The organism is Leisingera sp. CC-HEC093, from assembly GCF_059429195.1.
In genome coordinates this window covers 325,335-343,020 of sequence record NZ_JCAIJR010000001.1, presented here as the reverse complement: position 1 = coordinate 343,020, position 17,686 = coordinate 325,335, and the positions used below count along the sequence as shown (strand labels likewise).

Genomic DNA, 17,686 nt, shown 5'->3' with positions numbered 1-17,686 from the left:
GCTCAGGCGGCTTCTGCTTCTCTGCGGCCCAGTTCGTGCAGCGAGGCTGCGAGCTTGGCGATTTCCTTGCGCAAGGGATTCTTTGCGGCGGAGACCGCCAGCGGCAGGCCGTGGTCGCAGCATTGCAAGATCTGCTTGCCGCCATCGGGCAGTTGCAGGTCGATTGAGATACCCAGCGATTCTGCCATGCGTTTGACGCGGCTTTTGCCGGTCAAGTCCGTAAACTTCGGGGCCCGGTTCAGCGCAAAGCGCAGTTTTTCGAATGGCAGATCCTCTGACTGCAGCGCACGCTTCATCCGCAGCGCGTTCTGGGCAGAGCGCATGTCCAGTTCGATCATGGCGAAATAGACATGCGCCATGTTCAGCACGGTCTCGGTCCACTGCACCAGAGTATGCGGCATGTCGATAACAACGAAATCGAAATGGCTGCGGGCAAGCCCGATCACCTTGGCGATGTCTTCAGGGGACAGCAGGTCCAGCGGCACCATTTCCGACGGTGCGGTCAGCACTTGCAGTTTCTCTTGGAACGGCAGCAGGGCCTGGCCGAACAGATCTTCGTCCACGGTTTCAGGTTCGCTGAGCATTTCCATCACCACCTCGCGGCGGGGCAGATCGAGATATGTTGCCACCGAGCCAGATTGGAGATCCAGGTCCAAAAGGCAGACGCTTGGCTCCTCCTGTTCGCTGAGCGCCGCAAGCTCCCAGGCGAGGTTGACTGCCATGGTGGTCGACCCAGTGCCGCCGGCCAGCCCGTGGCAGACAATAACCGCTCCTTCTCGCTGGCTGCCGGATTGCAGCTGGTGCGGGTTCTGCGGCACTGCGGGGGCGGGCGCCTGCAGCCGTTCGATTGCAGCCTGCAGTTCCTGTTCCGGAAGAGGGTAGGGGACGAATTCATCGGCGCCCTGACGCAGCAGCGTATGCAGCGCTGCCGGGGTCACATCCTCTGCAATCAGGATCACCTTGATGCCCCGGGCCTTGGCCTGAGCGATGACTTCGCCCATCAGCGGCAGATCGTCTTCGTCGGCGCTGTCGATGGCCAGGGCAATAAACTGCAACGGTTCCGCCTCTGCCTGGCTGAAGAAGGCCAGCGCCTCGGCAAAGCCCAGATCACCCCAGGCCTCGCCCAATGCGGCTTCCATGTCTTCGATCAGAAGGTCGAAATTCTGCACGTCGCGGCTGACCGTGCAGGCAACAATCGCAGGTGTCTCTGTTTGCGGCATACCGCTGCTCATCGCCATCATCCTTGTTCACTGGGGCGGACCGGGCTTTGGGCACAGTCCGCCTCTTGGAAACAATGTCGGCGGCAATCTAGGCGATATTGGGGCCAAAAATCCCCAAATATGGGGAATTGTTACTACTTCGTAACCGCTGAAAGGGTGTCCGGCCTATTCCAGAGTGCGCTCTAGCGATTTCTGCGCAGTCAGGGTGGTGCCCGGAACGGCGCTTTCCAGATACTCGCGGTAAATGATCTTGGCGTATTTGCCGTCCAGCAACGTTGGATGACGCTTGAGGAAACCGCTCACCTCTGTGACCGTGCGGCGGTTGCGGCGTTCGCGTTCCGGGGTCGGGACCAGCGGCTGGGTTTCGCCCTGCGAAATCACGGCCTCCAGGCGGCCGCGGCTGATGCCGCGGGACACCAGGTAATTCACCGCCGCACGGGCCCGGCGCAGGCCGAGAGTATTGTTGTAAGCGTTGCTGCCGACTGCGTCAGTGTGGCCGAAGACACGGAAACGCACCTCGGGGAACTGCTTGATCCAATGCGCCTGCCGATCCAGCACCGCGCGGGCGGACTGATCCAGCCGTACGCTGTCAAAGTCGAAATTGATGGTGGTGGGCACTTCCTTGGCGAACCGGGTCGCCAGCTGGATAGCAAAACTGCGCTCGCCGCTCATCACGGCGGCATTGCTGACTGTGGCATCGCCAAAGTTGCTGCGGCGGTTGAGTTCGTTGCCCGCTTCCTGCTCGCAGGCTGCCACGGTCAGGATAAGGCCAAGAAATGCAGCGGTTCTAATCATGTGTGCCACTCCTTATCAGTCCAGCACGTAGCCGTAAGAGCCGTTGAAATCTTGCTTGGCCACCTCAGCTGCGGGGCCGGTCTTGGTACGGGAGGTGCGCCCGAACAGGAACAGGTCCTTCTCGCTCGGCGGTGCCACGCGGTCGGTCGGCAGGGTCAGCGCTTCGCCGCGGGTCGGTGTGACAAGATGGGCGCTGACGATGATCACCAGTTCAGTCTGCTCGCGCTGGTAGTCGGCGCTGCGGAACAGCGCGCCCAGCACCGGCACGTCGCCCAGCCAGGGCAGCTGCGAGGAATTGTCGAGGAACTCGTCGCGGATAAGGCCGGCAATGGCAAAGCTTTCGCCGTCGCGCATTTCCACGGTGGTGGAGGTCTCGCGGCGGGTAAAGGCGTCGATGGTCAGGCCGCCCAGTTCCAGCGAGTTTGCCGGGTCGATGGCCGAAACGGCGGCGTTCAGTTCGAGATTGATCAGGTCGCCGTCGACCACCCGCGGGATGAAGTTCAGTTCGATCCCGAAAGGCTTGAATTCAATGGTGATCACGCCATCTTCCTGCGCCACCGGCACCGGGTATTCGCCGCCAGCCAGGAATTTGGCCTCTTGTCCCGACAGGGCTGAGAGGTTGGGTTCTGCCAGTGTGCGGACCACACCCTTTTGCTCAAGTGCTTCCAGAAGCAGGCTGACCTGGACAGAGCCTGCATTGAAGCCGAACAGGAAGGCGCCGGTGTTTTCGTTGGCGGCCGGGATGTTGCCGGCCAGCGAGTTGGCCAGCGAGCCAGCGGTGTTCAGTGTATTGTAACCGCCGGTGCGGCCGTTGCCGGTGCCGCCGTTGAAGCCCAGCGAGGCGCTCAGCGATTTTGACACCGAGCGCTGCATTTCAGCAAAGCGGACCTTGAGCATCACTTGCTGCACGCCGCCGACTGACATCAGGTTGCTGACCCGCTCCGGCGCGTAACGCTCTGCCAGGTCCAGTGCCCGCTGCAGGCGGGCGGAGCTGGACACGGTGCCAGACAGCACGATGCCGTCATTTGCGGTGCGCACTTCGATTTTCTCGTTTGGCAGAATCTGGCCCAGGCGCTGCTTGAATTCGGTGACATCTGCGGCGACCCGGACATCAACGTTGGTGATCAGGCGGCCGGAACCGTCGAGCAGTGTCAGTGTGGTCAGGCCCGGTGACTTACCCAGCACATAGATTGTGCGGTCGGACAGAGAGGAAATGTCCGCGATGCTGGGATTTGCGATGCTGAGCTCCGCAAAGGGAGTTTCGCTTTCTACAACGACTGCGCGGTTCATCGGCACATCCAGCGTTGCCGCTGTACCCTTTTTCACCACCCGCAGAGACTGCGCCGATGCCCCATCTGCATCAGGAATGCCAAAAAGCGATAGACCCATCAGGGCCGCCGCCACGAACCGTCGAATTGCCATGTGACCTGCCTTTCCGATCACGCCTCTATATCCGGGTCTTTGTGCCCGCTCTTGCCCGCACTCTGGTGCAGTTGCCGAATTATTGCAAGAATCAATGGCTTCGGAGCTATTCCTTACGCATGGCGATTGTGGGGCCTTGGCAACAGGCAAAGCAGCCGCCCTTCGGGTGGAAGGTGCGGCTGTTTCGGGTAACAAACTGTGCAGTAAGAATAATTCAGTTGGTGCAGGGGATCGGAATGGCCACCACTTCGGCACCGCGGCGGGTGCGAATTGTGCAGACTTTTTCCTCCTCCACCTCTTGCGGCACCTCCAGGGCGCCAAGGCCAAGAAGCTTGCGCTGGTCCACTTCGACAAAGGAGGCAATGGTGTCGTCTCCCGCGCCGACCAGAGCCAAGGACAGCCTCCCAGTGCTCTGCGCCTGGGCCAGGGCGGCCACCTGCTCAGGGCGCGCTGCCACGGTAACGGTGCGTGCGATGACGGCCTCATTGATGTCGCCGCCGGCACTTTGATCCACGGCCACCAGTTCTACATTGGTGTCAATCAGCCGGGTCGCTTCGCCGCGCTCGCCGCCAGCACCCGGGATCAAGCCGGTCCAGTAGACATCGACCTTGTCGCCGGGCCGCAGAAACCCGGAAACCCCGGAAGAGACGTCAACCTTGATCGCGAAGGCGCGCATACCGCGCTCCAGGCGCGAGGTAATGCCGGCATCCTCGCCGGGGGCGGTGAGCTTGACCGCCATGAGGGCTTCATTTGCCTCCATTGCACGCAGCACAACCCGTAGCTTATCGCCTGCATGGGGCGGGAAAAGCTCATCAGCAGAGGTGAACGCACCTTCGGGTATGGCATCTTGCGGCCAGCGCACGGCTCTGACGGCATCCTTGGCCAGCCGTTCTCCGTATTTCAGCGCCTTGGTAGCGACGTAGACGTCCACCGTTGGCACGGCCTCTGCACGGGCGGCGCGTTCACGCGCCAGTTCATTCTGGTAGGCTGAGATATAATTCTTGGCCATCAGGACGGCACCGCCGGCAAGGGCGACACCGACAATCAGCACAAGTCCGAAAACTGCACGCATTGTGTTACCTCCATGGCTGCCGGCCGCTCCTTTTAAGGGGGGGGCAGTTGCATACTAGGCGCCGCTAGAGTCTTTGCCTCATCGGGCAGAGCTCAGCAGCGCGGCGGGGTTATCCGACTGTGATCGAGTCCAGGTAGCTGCCGACATCTTCGGCTAGATCCCCGGTTCCGCCGGTGACGGCTAGGGTGCCTGCGGCAACCAGGCCGACCACAACAGCAGTCAGGATTACCCAGTCGACAGTTACGGCACCATCCTCGCTTGTGCGGAATCTTTTTAACAACGGCATATCGGAACCTCTTGTCGCTAAGATTTCAGCATGAGGGCCGCGTCCCGGTTTCAGGACGCGGCCCCCGCTCATTCAGACCGTTAGGTCAGCAGTCTCAGGCTTAGCTGGACGGGCCGCCGACGCCTGCAGTGCCCGGCGAGGATGCTTTGATGAAGGCGCCGGTGTCGGATGCCAGGTCGGAGGAGTTGGATTCGATCGCGGTGTACACGACACCGGCCAGGGCACAGACAGCAGCGGTCAGAACGACCCAGTCAACGGTCACGGCGCCAGATTCGTCTTTGCGGAAGTTTTTGATGAACTTGATCATGGTTTGGTCCCTCCAAAGGATCTCAGAATTTTCAACATCCCGCCTTCTCGCCAGGGTCTGCTCTCTCACCTGCTTGACCACTGTCCGGCTTGGATGAGTACATATAGCCAGTGCAGCGTGGCAGGATTTGGGCTGAATTCCGGAAATCGGCGCCCAATTTTTACTTTCTGGCAATATCTCTCTTAAGATGCCGAAATCGCAGCATTAATTTTTTATTAGTTCATGGGGTGCCGTGGTATTTCGGCGCCAGTACGGGGCAAATAAGGCGGTTACGCCAGATTCCGGGGCAGGAATGCTGGCATTTGCAGGCCAACTTTCCCAGTCTGGGGCAAACAGAAACCACAGGCAGGCAAGGCAATGTCTTTCCACAGAGCAGTCTTGGTGCTGGCAGCCTGTGCGTTGCCGCTGGCTGCAGCAGGGCAGGCGACGCCGCCCCAGCCGTTCCCGCAGTTCGAGGCAAAACGCATCAAGCCGCCGGCGCCTGGTACAGGCAAACGCATTACCATTCAGATTGAGCCGGCGCCGGAACCGGAAGAAGAGCCGGCGCTTGCTGCGCCGGCCGCGCCCGCCAGCGCTGAGGACGTGCCCCGCGGGCGCTACGGCTGGTTCTGGGACAAAGTAGCTGCAGGGATTGAGGGCGCCGGCCCGGGGCGCCTGGATGATGCGATGCAGGCGCTGAGCGGTGCCAAGGGCCTGGCCGCTCCGCGGCTGCAGCTGATGCAGGACATCGTGCAAGAGCGCGGGGTGCAGATCCTGACGGAGAGCGTCGGCACCGAAGTCTCACCGGCTTTGGTCCTGGCAGTGATAGCGGTGGAATCCGCAGGCAAGGCCGATGCGGTCAGCACGGCCGGGGCGCAGGGGCTGATGCAGCTGATGCCGGACACGGCCGCGCGGTTCGGCGTGACTGATGCGCTGGAGGCAAAGCAGAACATTTCCGGGGGCATAAAGTACCTCAACTGGCTGATGAGCGAGTTTGGCGGCGATCCCATTCTGGTGCTCGCGGGCTATAATGCTGGCGAGGGAGCGGTCCGCGCCCACAAGGGCGTGCCGCCCTATGCAGAGACCCGGGACTACGTGCCCAAAGTTCTGGCCGCCTATCAGGTGGCACGCGGAATGTGCATGACGCCACCGCTGTTCCTGTCCGATGGCTGCGTCTTCCGGATGCGAAACTGAAGCCGCTCCGCGTAAGGCAGCGCAGCGGCTTCGCAAGCGGAGGACCGGGTGTTGCGCACCCACCGTACGCCCCCTTCACGCAATTCTCACCCGGCTCTGCCAGACTGCCAGATGATCGCGATCCCCCGCCATGGCCCCGCGCATGGGCCATGATACGAGGCGCAGGCATCTGTGAGGCTGCCTGCGCAACACCCGGAGACCGGCCCTGATAAAAAGGGGGTCGTCCAAGCGAGCTTGTCCGAGCAGGCCCCCGGCGGGGTCTGTCCACCTCCACCCGGCGGCGCCGCCCCCATAATTGGGCTTCAGCGCGAAAACCGAACGGAACGAGCGAAAGAATCACGAGCCGCAAAGACCTGCACAGAAAAACCGCCAAGGGCAATCGCCCCAGGCGGCTAGATCTGCTGCGTATCCGGGGCCGGTGCATGACACTGCCGCTGGTCTTGTCCGGTGCCTCGCGTGCCTGACCCTAAGTGCGCTGAGTCTTTGATGAGGCTGACGCCGCGTTTTTCGGAAAATTGTTGTTTCCTTCGGCAGTTGGCCTTGCTGCTGTTCGGGTTGACTGATTTCTGACCGGTATTTTCAGACGCTCAAGCCTTTGGAGGCATAATTTGGATTTAGGTATTGATCCCTCGGCGGTGGCCGCGGGGGCGAAAGAGCTGACCAGCACATTTGCCATGTTCGGAACAATCGCATTCGTTGGTTTTTTCGGCCGGATGTTTTTTGTTACCTTTGGTCCCGGCATCGCAAAGTCCAATCCGTTCCGGGACTTTTCAGGCGGCGGCTTCATTCTTCTGGCAGCGGCATTGTTCGCCGGCGGGCTTTATGCCTCGGGCACGATGACCAAGGCCACCGTGCTGTTCAAGCAGCACTTGGCTGAGCCGTTCGTGGTGACCTGGCTGAGCCGCGACAGCTGTGATCCGGCTGATGGCAGCTACTGCGTTGTGGTGTTTGAAAACGGGCAGGAGAAGATCGTCAATTGGTACAACAAGCGGGTCTATATGTACGAGATCGTCAATCCGCCTGCGGGTGCAGTCTGGCACACTCTCCGCCCCCGTCACCGGCCCGGCTTTGCCGCCGGAGTATAGGCCGCAACAGAAAACGGCCCGCCTGTGAAAGGCGGGCCGTTTAATATGCAGAAACACTGAAACTCAGTTCACGATAGTGGCTTCGGTGGCTGCGCGCAGTTCGTCCTCGCTGACACCATCGGCCAGCGCTACAATTTTCAAGCCGCCATCGACCACGTCCAGCACACCCAGATTGGTGATGATGCGGTCGACCACGCCCTTGCCGGTCAGCGGCAGGGTGCATTCCTTCAGCACCTTGCTGTCGCCATGCTTGTTGGTGTGGTCCATCACCACGATCACGCGGCCGACGCCGGCCACCAGATCCATGGCGCCGCCCATGCCCTTGACCAGCTTGCCAGGGATCATCCAGTTCGCCAGATCGCCTTTCTCGTCCACTTCCATCGCGCCCAGGATCGCGGCTGCGATCTTGCCGCCGCGGATCATGCCAAAGGAGGTTGCACTGTCGAAATAGGCGGTGCGGTTCAGCTCGGTGATGGTTTGCTTGCCCGCGTTGATCAGGTCCGGGTCCTCTTCGCCTTCATAGGGGAAGGGGCCCATGCCCAGCATGCCGTTCTCCGACTGCAGGGTGATATCCTTGTCGCCCACGTAGTTCGCCACCAGCGTCGGAATGCCGATGCCGAGGTTCACATACATGCCGTCTTCCAGCTCCTGCGCGGCGCGCTCGGCCATTTGGTTGCGGTCCCAAGCCATGGTTCAAGCCTCCTCACGCTTGCGGGTGGTGCGCTGCTCGATGCGCTTCTCGTGCTCGCCCTGGATGATGCGGTGCACATAGATGCCGGGCAGGTGGATCTGGTCGGGGTCGAGCTCTCCGCGGGGCACGATTTCCTCCACTTCCGCCACGCAGATCTTGCCGCACATGGCGGCGGGCGGGTTGAAGTTGCGGGCGGTCTTGCGGAAAATCAGGTTGCCGGTGTCATCCGCCTTCCAGGCTTTCACGATGGAAAGATCGGCAAAGATGCCTTCCTCCAGAATGAAGGTCTCGCCGTTGAAATCCTTGTGCTCTTTGCCCTCGGCGATCACGGTGCCAACACCGGTCTTGGTGTAAAAGCCCGGGATGCCGCAGCCGCCGGCGCGCATGCGCTCGGCCAGGGTGCCCTGAGGATTGAATTCCAGCTCCAGCTCACCCGACAGGTACTGGCGCATGAATTCCGCGTTCTCGCCCACGTAGGAGGAGATCATCTTCTTCACCTGCTTGGTCTGCAGCAGGATGCCGATACCGAAGTCGTCGACGCCGGCATTGTTGGAGGCAAAGGTCAGGTCCTTGGCACCGGATTCCTTGATTGCCTGCAAAAGAAGTTCGGGGATGCCGCAGAGACCGAAGCCGCCCGCGGCGATCAGCATGCCGTCATGAAGCAGCCCATCGAGCGCTTCGGCGGCGTTGGCGTAGACCTTTTTCATGGAGTTCTCCCAACAAGTACCGTTTGACAGTGGTTCTGACGCCGGGGAGGACGCAAGTCAACGATACGGAGAGAAACGCGTATTTCTACGGAGGGGCGGCGAGGGATGTGCTCCCGCGCCTTCCCCACTGGTTTGCCTGCGGCAATCCAGCCGTCAGGCTTGGGCGTGGCGCCGCTGCGCGGCGCAAGGGGGATTGGCTGAGAAGCCCTGCAAGGGCAAGACTGCCCTGGCAGGGCGTTTGCCAGTGTTCCTTTGTTTCTCAGCGCGTCAAGGGCAAGCCGCTGGCGCGGCGGCTGCGCCGCCCTTGACCCGCTGCGAAACGGGTCCTGCCGGAAGGCCGCGCCGCGCCAGCGGCGCCGGGCCCAACGGAGAGGGCGCATGGCAATGCGCCCGGAGCCGGCGGGAGCACCCGCCTGCGGTCACTCCTTGGCAGCGGCCTTCTTCTTGGCTGCGGGCTTTTTGGCCGCGGCTTTCTTTTTACCGCCCTTCGACGATTTCTCTGCAATCAGCTGCACTGCCATTTCCATGGTCACATCCTTGGGCTCCACGTCCTTGGGCAGGGTGGCATTCACCTTTTCCCATTTGACGTAGGGCCCGTAACGCCCATCCATGATATTGACCGCGCCGCCGCTTTCCGGGTGTTCGCCCAGTTCCTTAAGCGGCTTGGCGGCGGCACGGCTGCCGCGCCGCCCCGGGTTGGCTCGTTTTTCGGCAAGCATTTCCACCGCCCGGTTCATGCCGATCTCAAAGACGTCCAGCGTCTCCTTGAGGTTGGCATAAACCGGCTTTTCCTCGTCGGGCAGCTGGTGCGCAATATAGGGGCCGAACCGCCCCAGGTTGGACTGGATGACGCCGCCATCCGGATGCTGGCCGATGTCGCGCGGCAGGGTGAGAAGGGTCAGCGCCTGCTCCAGGGTGATCTCGTTCGGGCTCCAGCCGGGCAGGAAGTCCTTGCCTTGTTTCGGCAGCGAGGAGCGCGGCGGCTTCTTGTTTTCAGGCGTGGCTTCGCCGCGCTGGACATACGGCCCGAAACGGCCGGATTTCAGGTGGATCTCGTCGCCGTCGTCTTCACCCAGAATACGCTCATACCCCTCAGCGCCTTCACCCGAAATCGGGCGGGTGTAATTGCATTCGGGGTAGTTGCCGCAACCGACGAAGCCGCCGGTGCGCGAGGTCTTCAAATGCAACTGGCCTGCGCCGCACTTGGGGCAGGTCCGCGGATCTGTGCCATCCTCGCGCGGCGGATAAAGCTGCGGTGCCAGCGCATCGTCCAGCACATCCAGCACCTCGGTGATGCGCAGGTCGGACGTTTCCGAAATAGCGGCCGAGAAATCCCGCCAGAACTTGCCCAGAAGATCCTTGTAGTCGCCGTCGCCCGCGCTCACGTCGTCCAGTTCTTCCTCCAGGTTCGCGGTGAACTCATAGCCCACGTATTTGCGGAAGAAATTCAGCAGGAAGATGGTGACGATCCGGCCCTTGTCCTCGGGGAACAGGCGGTTCTTTTCCTTGCGGACATATTCGCGGTCCTGGATCGTGGTGATCACGGACGCATAGGTCGAGGGGCGGCCGATGCCCAGCTCTTCCATCCGCTTGACCAGGGTGGCCTCGGTATAGCGCGGCGGCGGCTGAGTGTGGTGCTGCAGCGCCAGCACGGCACCATCGTCCGACAGAACAGAGGCGTCCTTGCCCGCCTTCTCAGCCTGCGCCGCCAACGAAGACGCGAATTTCAGCGCCTCGCCCTGCATAATTTGCGGCAGGCGTTTGTCGTCCTCGTCCGCCACATCGTCGCGGCCTTCCTCGTAAACCCGCATGAAGCCGTCAAACAGCACCACCTGGCCGGTGGCGCGCAGCACCACTTGGCTGTCGGCAGAGCCGATATCGACGGTGGTGCGCTCCAGCCGGGCGCCTTCCATCTGGCAGGACAGGGTCCGCTTCCAGATCAGGTCATAGAGCTTGCGCTGGTCGTCGTCGCTCACCTTCAGGCTGGCAGCATCGCGGCTCATATCCGTTGGGCGGATACACTCGTGTGCTTCCTGCGCGTTCTTGGCCTTGTTCTTGTAAATCCGCGGGCTGGCGGGCACGTATTCGGCGCCATAGCGCTTTTCGATCTCAGCGCGGGCTTCCTGCACCGCCTCCGGCGCCATGTCGATGCCGTCGGTCCGCATATAGGTAATGAGGCCGGCCTCATACAGCCGCTGCGCCGCGTTCATGGTCTGGCGCGCGCCCATGCCGAACTTGCGGCTGGCTTCCTGCTGCAGGGTCGAAGTCATGAAGGGGGCAGAGGGGTTGCGGGCCGCGGGCTTGGCCTCGACCGACAGTACTGACAGCTTGCGCGAGGCCACGGCCTGCACCGCCATTTCAGCAGAGGTCGAGTTTTTCAGGCTGTACTTGTCAAGCTTGTCGCCGCCCATGACGGTCAAGCGCGCCTCGAACTCCTGGCCGCGGGGGGTGGCCAGCTGGGCGCGCACGGACCAGTATTCCTGCGCGTTGAAGGCCTCGATCTCCATCTCGCGCTCGACGATCAGGCGCAGGCAGACGGATTGCACACGGCCCGCCGAGCGCGCGCCCGGCAGTTTACGCCACAGCACCGGCGACAGGTTGAAGCCGACCAGATAGTCCAGCGCGCGGCGGGCCAGATAAGCCTCCACCAGCGGCATGTCGACCTGGCGCGGGTTCTGCATCGCCTCGGTCACCGCTTCCTTGGTGATCGCGTTGAAGGTCACCCGGCTGACGGCGGTGTCCTTCTTGATAGACCGCCGCTTGGTCAGCGCCTCCTGCAAATGCCAGCTGATCGCCTCTCCCTCGCGGTCGGGGTCGGTGGCGAGAATCAGCGCATTGTCCTCTTTCAGCGCGTCGGCAATGGCCTTTACGTGCTTGCGGGAATCGTTGGCGACCTCCCAGGTCATGCCGAAATCATTGTCGGTATCGACTGAACCGTCCTTGGCCGGCAGGTCGCGCACATGCCCGTAAGACGCCAGAACCGTATAGTCGGGGCCAAGATACTTGTTGATTGTTTTTGCTTTGGCCGGGGATTCGACAACTACTACTGGCATAAATTCTGATACCTTTTCGGACCGCTTTGCCGGGTTCTATGGCGGGGCAGGATGTGGGGCGCAAGGGGGGAATGTCAATCCGGGTGCAATGGACGCGGCTGTAAAAGGCGGCAACCGGGGCTGCAGGAACGGTGCCCGGCACTGTACGGCAGAGGCCCGGCCGGACCCGCCGCGTGACAAAATCCGGATGGCTGGTCAGTCTTGATCCTCCTCAGGGAAGGCCTTGGACAGCAGCCCGCCAGGCTGCCGGCGGATGGCCCCCTCCAATTCCAGATCGGTCAATGCGGGGGCCACTTGCTGCGGCGGCAGCGACAGGTCGCGGATAAGCTGCATCTCTGAGGTGGGGGAGGGGCCAAGCCGGCTGAGGATCTGCTGGTGCAGCGCGTGGGTTTGCGCCAGGCTGCGCCGTTGCTGCGGCGGGGAGGGCAAGGCTGCCAGCGCGGCCTGCAGGTCTTTCTCGGCCGGACGCGGTGCCGGTGCTGCCTGTTGCGGCGGCAAGGCCTCCAGCACGTCGTTTGCGTCGCGGACCAATGTGGCGCCATCCCGGATCAGCCGGTTGCAGCCTGAGCTGCGGGCGTCAAACGGGTGGCCGGGAACCGCCAGCACCTCGCGGCCGTAATCCAGCGCATCCCGCGCAGTGATCAGGCTGCCGGATTTGGCCGCGGCCTCCACCACCACTACGGCACTGGACATGGCGGCGATGATCCGGTTGCGTTTGGGGAAGTCGCGCGCCTGCGGTGTCAGCCCCATAGGTTGTTCTGACAGCCGCAGCCCGGTTTCGCTGATCTCAGCCGCCAGCCGCGTGTTTTCTGCCGGGTAGATAACATCTGCTCCGCCCGCCAGCACCGCAATTGTGCCGGTCTTCAGGGCGGCCTGATGTGCTGATGTGTCGATGCCGCGGGCCATTCCGGAAACCACAGTAAACCCGGCCTCCCCCAGGCTTTGAGCCAGGGAACGGGCCATGCGAAGTCCCAGAGACGAGGCATTGCGGGCACCGACGAGGGAAACCATCGGACGCTGCAGCACCGGCAGGCCGCCGATGGCCCATAGCAGCGGGGGTGCATCCTTCAGGCCGGTGAGAAGTTGAGGGTATTCGGGATCTGAAAAGCACAAAAGCCGCGCTTTGGCGGCTTTTGCGGCATTGATTTCGGCGTCGACTGCTTTGGCGGGGCATATTTCATACCCTTTGATGCCTGCGGAGCGTGCCACTTCGGGCAGCGCATCCAGCGCGTTCTGCGCTGAACCGTATTCTGCGAGCAGCCGGTGGAATGTCACCGGGCCGACCCGTTTGGAGCGCAAAAGGCGAAGCCAGGAATACCGGGTATCTTCCGTGGTGGGTGGGAGTGGGGGGTGAGTGGAAGAATGTGCTTCTTCGGTCATCCGCAGCTCCGCCTGTTTGCAGCATCAGAATTAACCTTGAGGGGGTTAACAGATGGTGAACGGCGGAGGTTTTTTCATCAAAGCAACGAAAATTATCATAAGTTGCTGGTACGCATGGTGAATACTCAAGCCCATCAAGGAGGGCGGTCTTAGCTCCGGCTGCATGGAAGTGTGAAAGCGGGGCAAGGCCCGGCTTTCACTTGGCTGGCACATCTATTTACTGCGATTTCATGCGGCCGAGCCGCCCACGGTCAGCCCGCCCATCAGCACCGAGGGCTGTCCGACACCCACCGGCACCCATTGCCCGGCCTTGCCGCAATTGCCCATGCCGGGATCCAGCGCCATGTCGTTGCCGAGGCCGCGAATCTGCTTGAGCGCGGTCGCGCCGTCGCCAATCAGGGTGGCACCCTTAACCGGCGCGCCGACCTTGCCGTCCTTCACCCGGTAAGCCTCGGTGCAGGAGAACACGAACTTGCCGTTGGTGATATCGACCTGGCCGCCGCCAAAGCCCACCGCCCAGATTCCGTCCTTGATGCCTGCCACCAGATCGCCGGGATCGGCCCCGCCGCCCAGCATATAGGTGTTGGTCATCCGCGGCATCGGGGCGTGGGCGTAGCTCTGGCGCCGGCCGTTGCCGGTGGGGGAGACCCCCATCAGCCGCGCGTTCTGGCGGTCCTGCATAAAGCCGACCAGGATGCCGTCCTCGATCAGCGTGGTTTTCTGGCTGGGGGTGCCTTCGTCATCCACGGTGATCGAGCCGCGCCGGTCCGGGATGGTGCCATCATCCAGCACTGTGACGCCCTTGGCTGCAATTTGCTGGCCCATCAGCCCGGCAAAGGCCGAGGAGCCTTTGCGGTTGAAATCGCCCTCCAGCCCGTGGCCGATCGCCTCGTGCAGCAGGATGCCGGGCCAGCCCGGGCCAAGCACAACATCCATTTCGCCCGCGGGCGCAGGCACCGCGTCCAGGTTGACCAGCGCGATGCGCAGCGCCTCCTTCACCTGGGCTTGCCAATGCGCGGGGTCGACCAGCCCATCAAGACCCAGCCGCCCGCCGCCGCCGGCAGAGCCGCTTTCGCGGCGGCCGTCCTTTTCGACGATTACTGACACATTGAGCCGCGCCATCGGGCGGGTGTCGCGCACCCGCACCCCGTCAGCACGCAGGATCTCCACCTCCTGCAGGGATGCCGCCAGCGAGGCAGATACTTGCACCACGCGATTATCGAGATTGCGGGCATAATCGTCGATCTCGCGCAGCGTCTCCACCTTGACCGGGAACGGCATGGCGCTGATCGGGTCGGCGTCGGTGTAGAGCTTCTTGTTGGTGGCCTGCGGCGCGTCCGAATAGGTGCCGCCGCCGCCGCCAACCGCCAGTTTGGCCGTCTCGGCGGCCCGCCGCAGCGAGGCGATGGAGACGTCGGTGGAATGGGCATAACCCGCCACATCGCCGTTCACGGCCCGCAAACCAAAGCCTTCGGAGGCATCATAGCTGGCGCTGCGCAGACGCCCGTCATCAAAGGACAGCGCCTCCGACTTGCGGCGCTCGGCAAAAATCTCGCCGTCCTCCGCACCGTTCAGCGCATCGCGCAGGGTGGCCAGCGCCTCATCCTCCGGAAGGGCGGTTTCGAAGGGTCGGAAGGATGGGTTTTCCATGGCACGGTCCTCAGATTTTTTGATCTAAATCAAGAAAGCGACGGTTTGACGCTTGGCTGCCTCTTTATCTGTACGCCCGAATATGGTTTTAAGCTGCATCAAAGACAACGGGGCAGGTGCGTTTTGCGGAATCATTGATTCCCGTGCATTTCGTGCTGCCGCAGGAACAATACGATCAACCGATCAGGACAGAACATGAAAAACGCTTTGATGCTTTCGGGCCTTTTCGCCGGCCTTTCGAGCCTTCCAGCAATGGCGCAAGAAGGCCTGAAAACCATTGGTAAGCCGGTGGACGGCGGCCTGAACTTCCAGCCGGCGGCCACGTCGCTGATGGAGGGGATCCACAAGCTGGACTGGATGATCCTGGTGATCATTACCGTCATCTGCGTTTTCGTCGCCGGCCTGCTGCTGTGGGCTATCCTGCGCTTCAACAAGCGGGCCAACCCGGCGCCGGCCAAGTTCAGCCACTATACCCCGATCGAAATCGCCTGGACCGTGATCCCGATCCTGGTGCTGGTGTTCATCGGTTCCTTCTCGCTGCCGCAGCTGTTTGCCCAGCAGGAGATTCCCGAGGGCGACATCAACATCAAGGTGACCGGCTATCAGTGGTACTGGGGTTATGAGTACGAGGACCACGAGTTCGGCTTCGAAAGCTTCATGCTGCCGAAAGAAGACCTGGCTGCAAACGGTTACGCCGAGGATGAGTACCTGCTGGCCACCGACACCGCCGTTGTTGTGCCGTCGGGCAAGACCATCGTGATGAACGTGACCGGCGCTGACGTGATCCACTCCTGGACCATCCCGGCCTTCGGCGTGAAGCAGGACGCGGTTCCCGGCCGTCTGGCACAGCTGTGGTTCAAGGTCGAAGAAGGCAAGGAAGGCATCTACTTCGGCCAGTGTTCCGAGCTGTGCGGCAAGGACCACGCCTATATGCCGATCACTGTCAAAGTGGTGACCCAGGCAGAATATGACGCCTGGCTGGAAGGCGCCAAGGAAGAATACGCGGGCATCCCGCAGACCTATCAGGTCGCTTCCAACTGATAGCTGGCTATATGGAGCTTGAGGGAGCTCCATATGGATCAGAACCAAGACCAGGGTGCGCAGAGATGCGCACCTGTTGCCGCCAAAGGACCTAAGATGAGCGACGCAAGCATCAACGCAAGCCGGGCATATGAGGACGAGGCCAGCTTTGGCGATTACTTCGCCCTGCTGAAACCCCGTGTCATGTCGCTGGTGGTGTTCACCGCTCTGGTGGGGCTGCTGGCTGCACCGGTTTCCGTGCATCCCGTTGTCGGTTTCTGCGCCATCTTGTTCATCGCCATCGGCGGCGGTGCCTCCGGCGCGCTGAACATGTGGTGGGATGCGGACATCGACAAGGTGATGAAGCGCACCAAGTCGCGCCCGATTCCGGCTGGCAAGATCGAACCGGGCGAGGCGCTGGCCTTTGGTCTGGCGCTGTCGGGCCTTTCGGTGATCATGCTGGCGCTGGCCGCGAATGTCTTTGCCGGCGCGTTCCTGGCCTTCACCATCTTCTTTTATGTGGTGGTCTACACCATGTGGCTGAAGCGGGCGACGCCGCAGAACATCGTGATCGGCGGTGCCGCGGGGGCCTTCCCGCCGGTGATCGGCTGGATCGCCGCCACCGGCACCATGTCGGTTGAGCCCTGGCTGATGTTCCTGCTGACCTTCATGTGGACACCGCCGCATTTCTGGGCGCTGGCGCTGTTCATGCGCTCGGACTACGACGACGCGGGCGTGCCGATGCTGACCGTGACCCACGGCCGCCGCGCCACCCGCGTGCATATCCTGGTCTACACGGCGTTGCTGGCGGTTCTGGCCGTCGGCACTGCATTCTCCGGCATTGGCGGCCCGGTCTATCTGGCGGCGGCGCTGGTGATGAATGCGCTGTTCCTGCATGGCGCCTGGAAGATCACCCGCCGTGACGAGGACGATTCCGAGGCCGATAATTTCAAGGTGGAGCGCAGCTTTTTCAAGCTGTCGCTGCTGTATCTGTTCCTGCATTTCGGTGCCATCCTGGCCGAAGCACTGCTGAAGCCCTATGGCTTGGGAGGCTGGTAAGATGGCCCTGCGCAAGGAACATGAGATCCACAAGCGCCGGTCCGGCCTGAACAAGGGCGTCGGCATTTCACTGGCGGCCTTTGTGGTGCTGATCATGGCGCTGACTATGGTCAAGGTGACCTCTGCCAGCTTCAAGTTTCCCGATGCGCAGGGAGAGCAGAACTGATGGCGCTGCAGGGCCCCAGGAAGACTGTTGTCCAGCTGGTCGGCGTTGTCGTCCTGATGGGCGGCCTGTCCTGGGCGTCGGTCCCGTTTTATGACTGGTTCTGCCGCGTCACCGGCTTTGGCGGCGTTACCGGCGTTGCCAGTGCGGGGCCGGACACGGTGCTGGACCAGACCATCAAGGTCCGCTTCGACGGCTCCAAGCAACGCGGCATGCCGTGGGAGTTCAAGCCGGTCCAGCGCGAGATGGAAATCCGTCTGGGCGAAACCGGCCTGGCCTTTTACGAGGCCTACAACCCGACCGACCGCCCCGTTGCCGGGCAGGCGTCCTATAACGTGGCGCCTTATCAGGCTGGCGGGTTCTTTGAGAAAATCGACTGCTTCTGCTTTACCGAGCAGGTGCTTCAGCCGGGGGAGCGGGTGCAGATGCCCGTAACCTTCTATGTCGACCCGGAGATCATTGACGACCGGGACGCAAAATACGTGCATACGATTACGCTTTCGTACACGTTCCATGAAATCGATCTGCCCGAGGGCTATGCCGCTCTCGACACCGGGGTTAACACCGGGGCAGGCACAACCACGAACTAGGCCGCTAGGTGAG

Annotated in this window: 17 protein-coding genes; 6 read left to right on the top strand and 11 right to left on the bottom strand. The window is 62.2% G+C overall.

What is annotated here, in order from left to right; genetic code table 11:
- Positions 1-2: 2 nt before the first annotated feature.
- The 6 genes from AC5STB_RS01705 to AC5STB_RS01680 all read right to left on the bottom strand — a co-directional run bounded on the left by AC5STB_RS01705 (position 3) and on the right by AC5STB_RS01680 (position 5,102).
- Positions 3-1,232 (bottom strand): CpaE/TadZ family protein, encoded by a 1,230-nt coding sequence (locus AC5STB_RS01705; protein WP_495441252.1) that lies wholly within the window; start codon positions 1,230-1,232, stop codon positions 3-5.
- 153 nt (positions 1,233-1,385) lie between these two features.
- A complete protein-coding gene (locus AC5STB_RS01700) occupies positions 1,386-2,015 on the bottom strand; it encodes an OmpA family protein (protein ID WP_495441251.1) in 630 nt (209 codons plus the stop codon).
- Between the two features lie 15 nt (positions 2,016-2,030).
- A complete protein-coding gene (locus AC5STB_RS01695; RefSeq protein ID WP_495441249.1) occupies positions 2,031-3,437 on the bottom strand; it encodes a type II and III secretion system protein family protein in 1,407 nt (468 codons plus the stop codon).
- A gap of 214 nt (positions 3,438-3,651) precedes the next feature.
- Complete coding sequence (cpaB, locus tag AC5STB_RS01690; protein WP_495441248.1) at positions 3,652-4,509, bottom strand: Flp pilus assembly protein CpaB; 858 nt, start codon at positions 4,507-4,509, stop codon at positions 3,652-3,654.
- Positions 4,510-4,618: 109 nt separating this feature from the next.
- A complete protein-coding gene (locus tag AC5STB_RS01685; protein WP_495441246.1) occupies positions 4,619-4,795 on the bottom strand; it encodes a Flp family type IVb pilin in 177 nt (58 codons plus the stop codon).
- 100 nt (positions 4,796-4,895) lie between these two features.
- Entirely contained in the window at positions 4,896-5,102 is a 207-nt protein-coding gene (locus AC5STB_RS01680) for a Flp family type IVb pilin (RefSeq protein ID WP_495441245.1), read from the bottom strand.
- A 357-nt stretch (positions 5,103-5,459) separates the two neighbouring features.
- Here AC5STB_RS01680 and AC5STB_RS01675 point away from each other — a divergent pair, with 357 nt between their 5' ends.
- Entirely contained in the window at positions 5,460-6,275 is an 816-nt protein-coding gene (locus tag AC5STB_RS01675) for a lytic transglycosylase domain-containing protein (RefSeq protein ID WP_495441244.1), read from the top strand.
- Between the two features lie 713 nt (positions 6,276-6,988).
- The gene (locus AC5STB_RS01670; protein ID WP_495441243.1) at positions 6,989-7,360 is read left to right on the top strand and encodes a hypothetical protein; all 372 of its coding nucleotides are present in this window, start codon (positions 6,989-6,991) and stop codon (positions 7,358-7,360) included.
- Positions 7,361-7,423: 63 nt separating this feature from the next.
- Here AC5STB_RS01670 and AC5STB_RS01665 read toward each other — a convergent pair whose 3' ends face one another.
- From AC5STB_RS01665 to tldD, 5 genes are all read right to left on the bottom strand, one after another.
- A complete protein-coding gene (locus AC5STB_RS01665) occupies positions 7,424-8,050 on the bottom strand; it encodes a CoA transferase subunit B (RefSeq protein WP_495441241.1) in 627 nt (208 codons plus the stop codon).
- Positions 8,051-8,053: 3 nt separating this feature from the next.
- Positions 8,054-8,758: a CoA transferase subunit A gene (locus tag AC5STB_RS01660; RefSeq protein WP_495441240.1), complete on the bottom strand. Its 705-nt coding sequence runs from the start codon at positions 8,756-8,758 to the stop codon at positions 8,054-8,056.
- Positions 8,759-9,177: 419 nt separating this feature from the next.
- Positions 9,178-11,811 carry a type I DNA topoisomerase gene (gene topA / locus AC5STB_RS01655; RefSeq protein WP_495441239.1) on the bottom strand — a complete coding sequence of 878 codons (2,634 nt, stop codon included), beginning with the start codon at positions 11,809-11,811 and terminating at the stop codon, positions 9,178-9,180.
- A 195-nt stretch (positions 11,812-12,006) separates the two neighbouring features.
- Positions 12,007-13,191, bottom strand: a complete 1,185-nt coding sequence (gene dprA / locus AC5STB_RS01650) for a DNA-processing protein DprA (protein WP_495441238.1) — start codon at positions 13,189-13,191, stop codon at positions 12,007-12,009.
- Positions 13,192-13,419: 228 nt separating this feature from the next.
- Positions 13,420-14,841 (bottom strand): metalloprotease TldD, encoded by a 1,422-nt coding sequence (tldD, locus tag AC5STB_RS01645; RefSeq protein ID WP_495441237.1) that lies wholly within the window; start codon positions 14,839-14,841, stop codon positions 13,420-13,422.
- Positions 14,842-15,036: 195 nt separating this feature from the next.
- Here tldD and coxB point away from each other — a divergent pair, with 195 nt between their 5' ends.
- The 4 genes from coxB to AC5STB_RS01625 all read left to right on the top strand — a co-directional run bounded on the left by coxB (position 15,037) and on the right by AC5STB_RS01625 (position 17,673).
- Complete coding sequence (gene coxB, locus AC5STB_RS01640; protein WP_495441236.1) at positions 15,037-15,882, top strand: cytochrome c oxidase subunit II; 846 nt, start codon at positions 15,037-15,039, stop codon at positions 15,880-15,882.
- A 96-nt stretch (positions 15,883-15,978) separates the two neighbouring features.
- Positions 15,979-16,920, top strand: coding sequence for a heme o synthase (cyoE, locus tag AC5STB_RS01635; protein WP_495441235.1), 942 nt, complete (start codon positions 15,979-15,981; stop codon positions 16,918-16,920).
- Between the two features lies 1 nt (position 16,921).
- Positions 16,922-17,086: a cytochrome c oxidase system small membrane protein gene (locus AC5STB_RS01630; RefSeq protein ID WP_495441234.1), complete on the top strand. Its 165-nt coding sequence runs from the start codon at positions 16,922-16,924 to the stop codon at positions 17,084-17,086.
- Positions 17,086-17,673, top strand: a complete 588-nt coding sequence (locus AC5STB_RS01625) for a cytochrome c oxidase assembly protein (RefSeq protein ID WP_495441233.1) — start codon at positions 17,086-17,088, stop codon at positions 17,671-17,673. Before AC5STB_RS01630 ends, AC5STB_RS01625 begins: the two co-directional genes overlap by 1 nt.
- Positions 17,674-17,686 lie beyond the last annotated feature (13 nt).

Bases quoted from the DNA above. Each gene is read 5' to 3' on its own strand.
- AC5STB_RS01665 (WP_495441241.1), bottom strand. From the start codon at position 8,050: ATGGCTTGGGACCGCAACCAAATGGCCGAGCGCGCCGCGCAGGAGCTG.
- tldD (WP_495441237.1), bottom strand. From the start codon at position 14,841: ATGGAAAACCCATCCTTCCGACCCTTCGAAACCGCCCTTCCGGAGGAT.
- AC5STB_RS01660 (WP_495441240.1), bottom strand. From the start codon at position 8,758: ATGAAAAAGGTCTACGCCAACGCCGCCGAAGCGCTCGATGGGCTGCTT.
- coxB (WP_495441236.1), top strand. From the start codon at position 15,037: ATGAAAAACGCTTTGATGCTTTCGGGCCTTTTCGCCGGCCTTTCGAGC.
- dprA (WP_495441238.1), bottom strand. From the start codon at position 13,191: ATGACCGAAGAAGCACATTCTTCCACTCACCCCCCACTCCCACCCACC.
- AC5STB_RS01685 (WP_495441246.1), bottom strand. From the start codon at position 4,795: ATGCCGTTGTTAAAAAGATTCCGCACAAGCGAGGATGGTGCCGTAACT.
- AC5STB_RS01670 (WP_495441243.1), top strand. From the start codon at position 6,989: ATGTTTTTTGTTACCTTTGGTCCCGGCATCGCAAAGTCCAATCCGTTC.
- cpaB (WP_495441248.1), bottom strand. From the start codon at position 4,509: ATGCGTGCAGTTTTCGGACTTGTGCTGATTGTCGGTGTCGCCCTTGCC.
- AC5STB_RS01680 (WP_495441245.1), bottom strand. From the start codon at position 5,102: ATGATCAAGTTCATCAAAAACTTCCGCAAAGACGAATCTGGCGCCGTG.
- cyoE (WP_495441235.1), top strand. From the start codon at position 15,979: ATGAGCGACGCAAGCATCAACGCAAGCCGGGCATATGAGGACGAGGCC.
- AC5STB_RS01675 (WP_495441244.1), top strand. From the start codon at position 5,460: ATGTCTTTCCACAGAGCAGTCTTGGTGCTGGCAGCCTGTGCGTTGCCG.
- AC5STB_RS01695 (WP_495441249.1), bottom strand. From the start codon at position 3,437: ATGGCAATTCGACGGTTCGTGGCGGCGGCCCTGATGGGTCTATCGCTT.
- topA (WP_495441239.1), bottom strand. From the start codon at position 11,811: ATGCCAGTAGTAGTTGTCGAATCCCCGGCCAAAGCAAAAACAATCAAC.
- AC5STB_RS01700 (WP_495441251.1), bottom strand. From the start codon at position 2,015: ATGATTAGAACCGCTGCATTTCTTGGCCTTATCCTGACCGTGGCAGCC.
- AC5STB_RS01630 (WP_495441234.1), top strand. From the start codon at position 16,922: ATGGCCCTGCGCAAGGAACATGAGATCCACAAGCGCCGGTCCGGCCTG.
- AC5STB_RS01705 (WP_495441252.1), bottom strand. From the start codon at position 1,232: ATGAGCAGCGGTATGCCGCAAACAGAGACACCTGCGATTGTTGCCTGC.
- AC5STB_RS01625 (WP_495441233.1), top strand. From the start codon at position 17,086: ATGGCGCTGCAGGGCCCCAGGAAGACTGTTGTCCAGCTGGTCGGCGTT.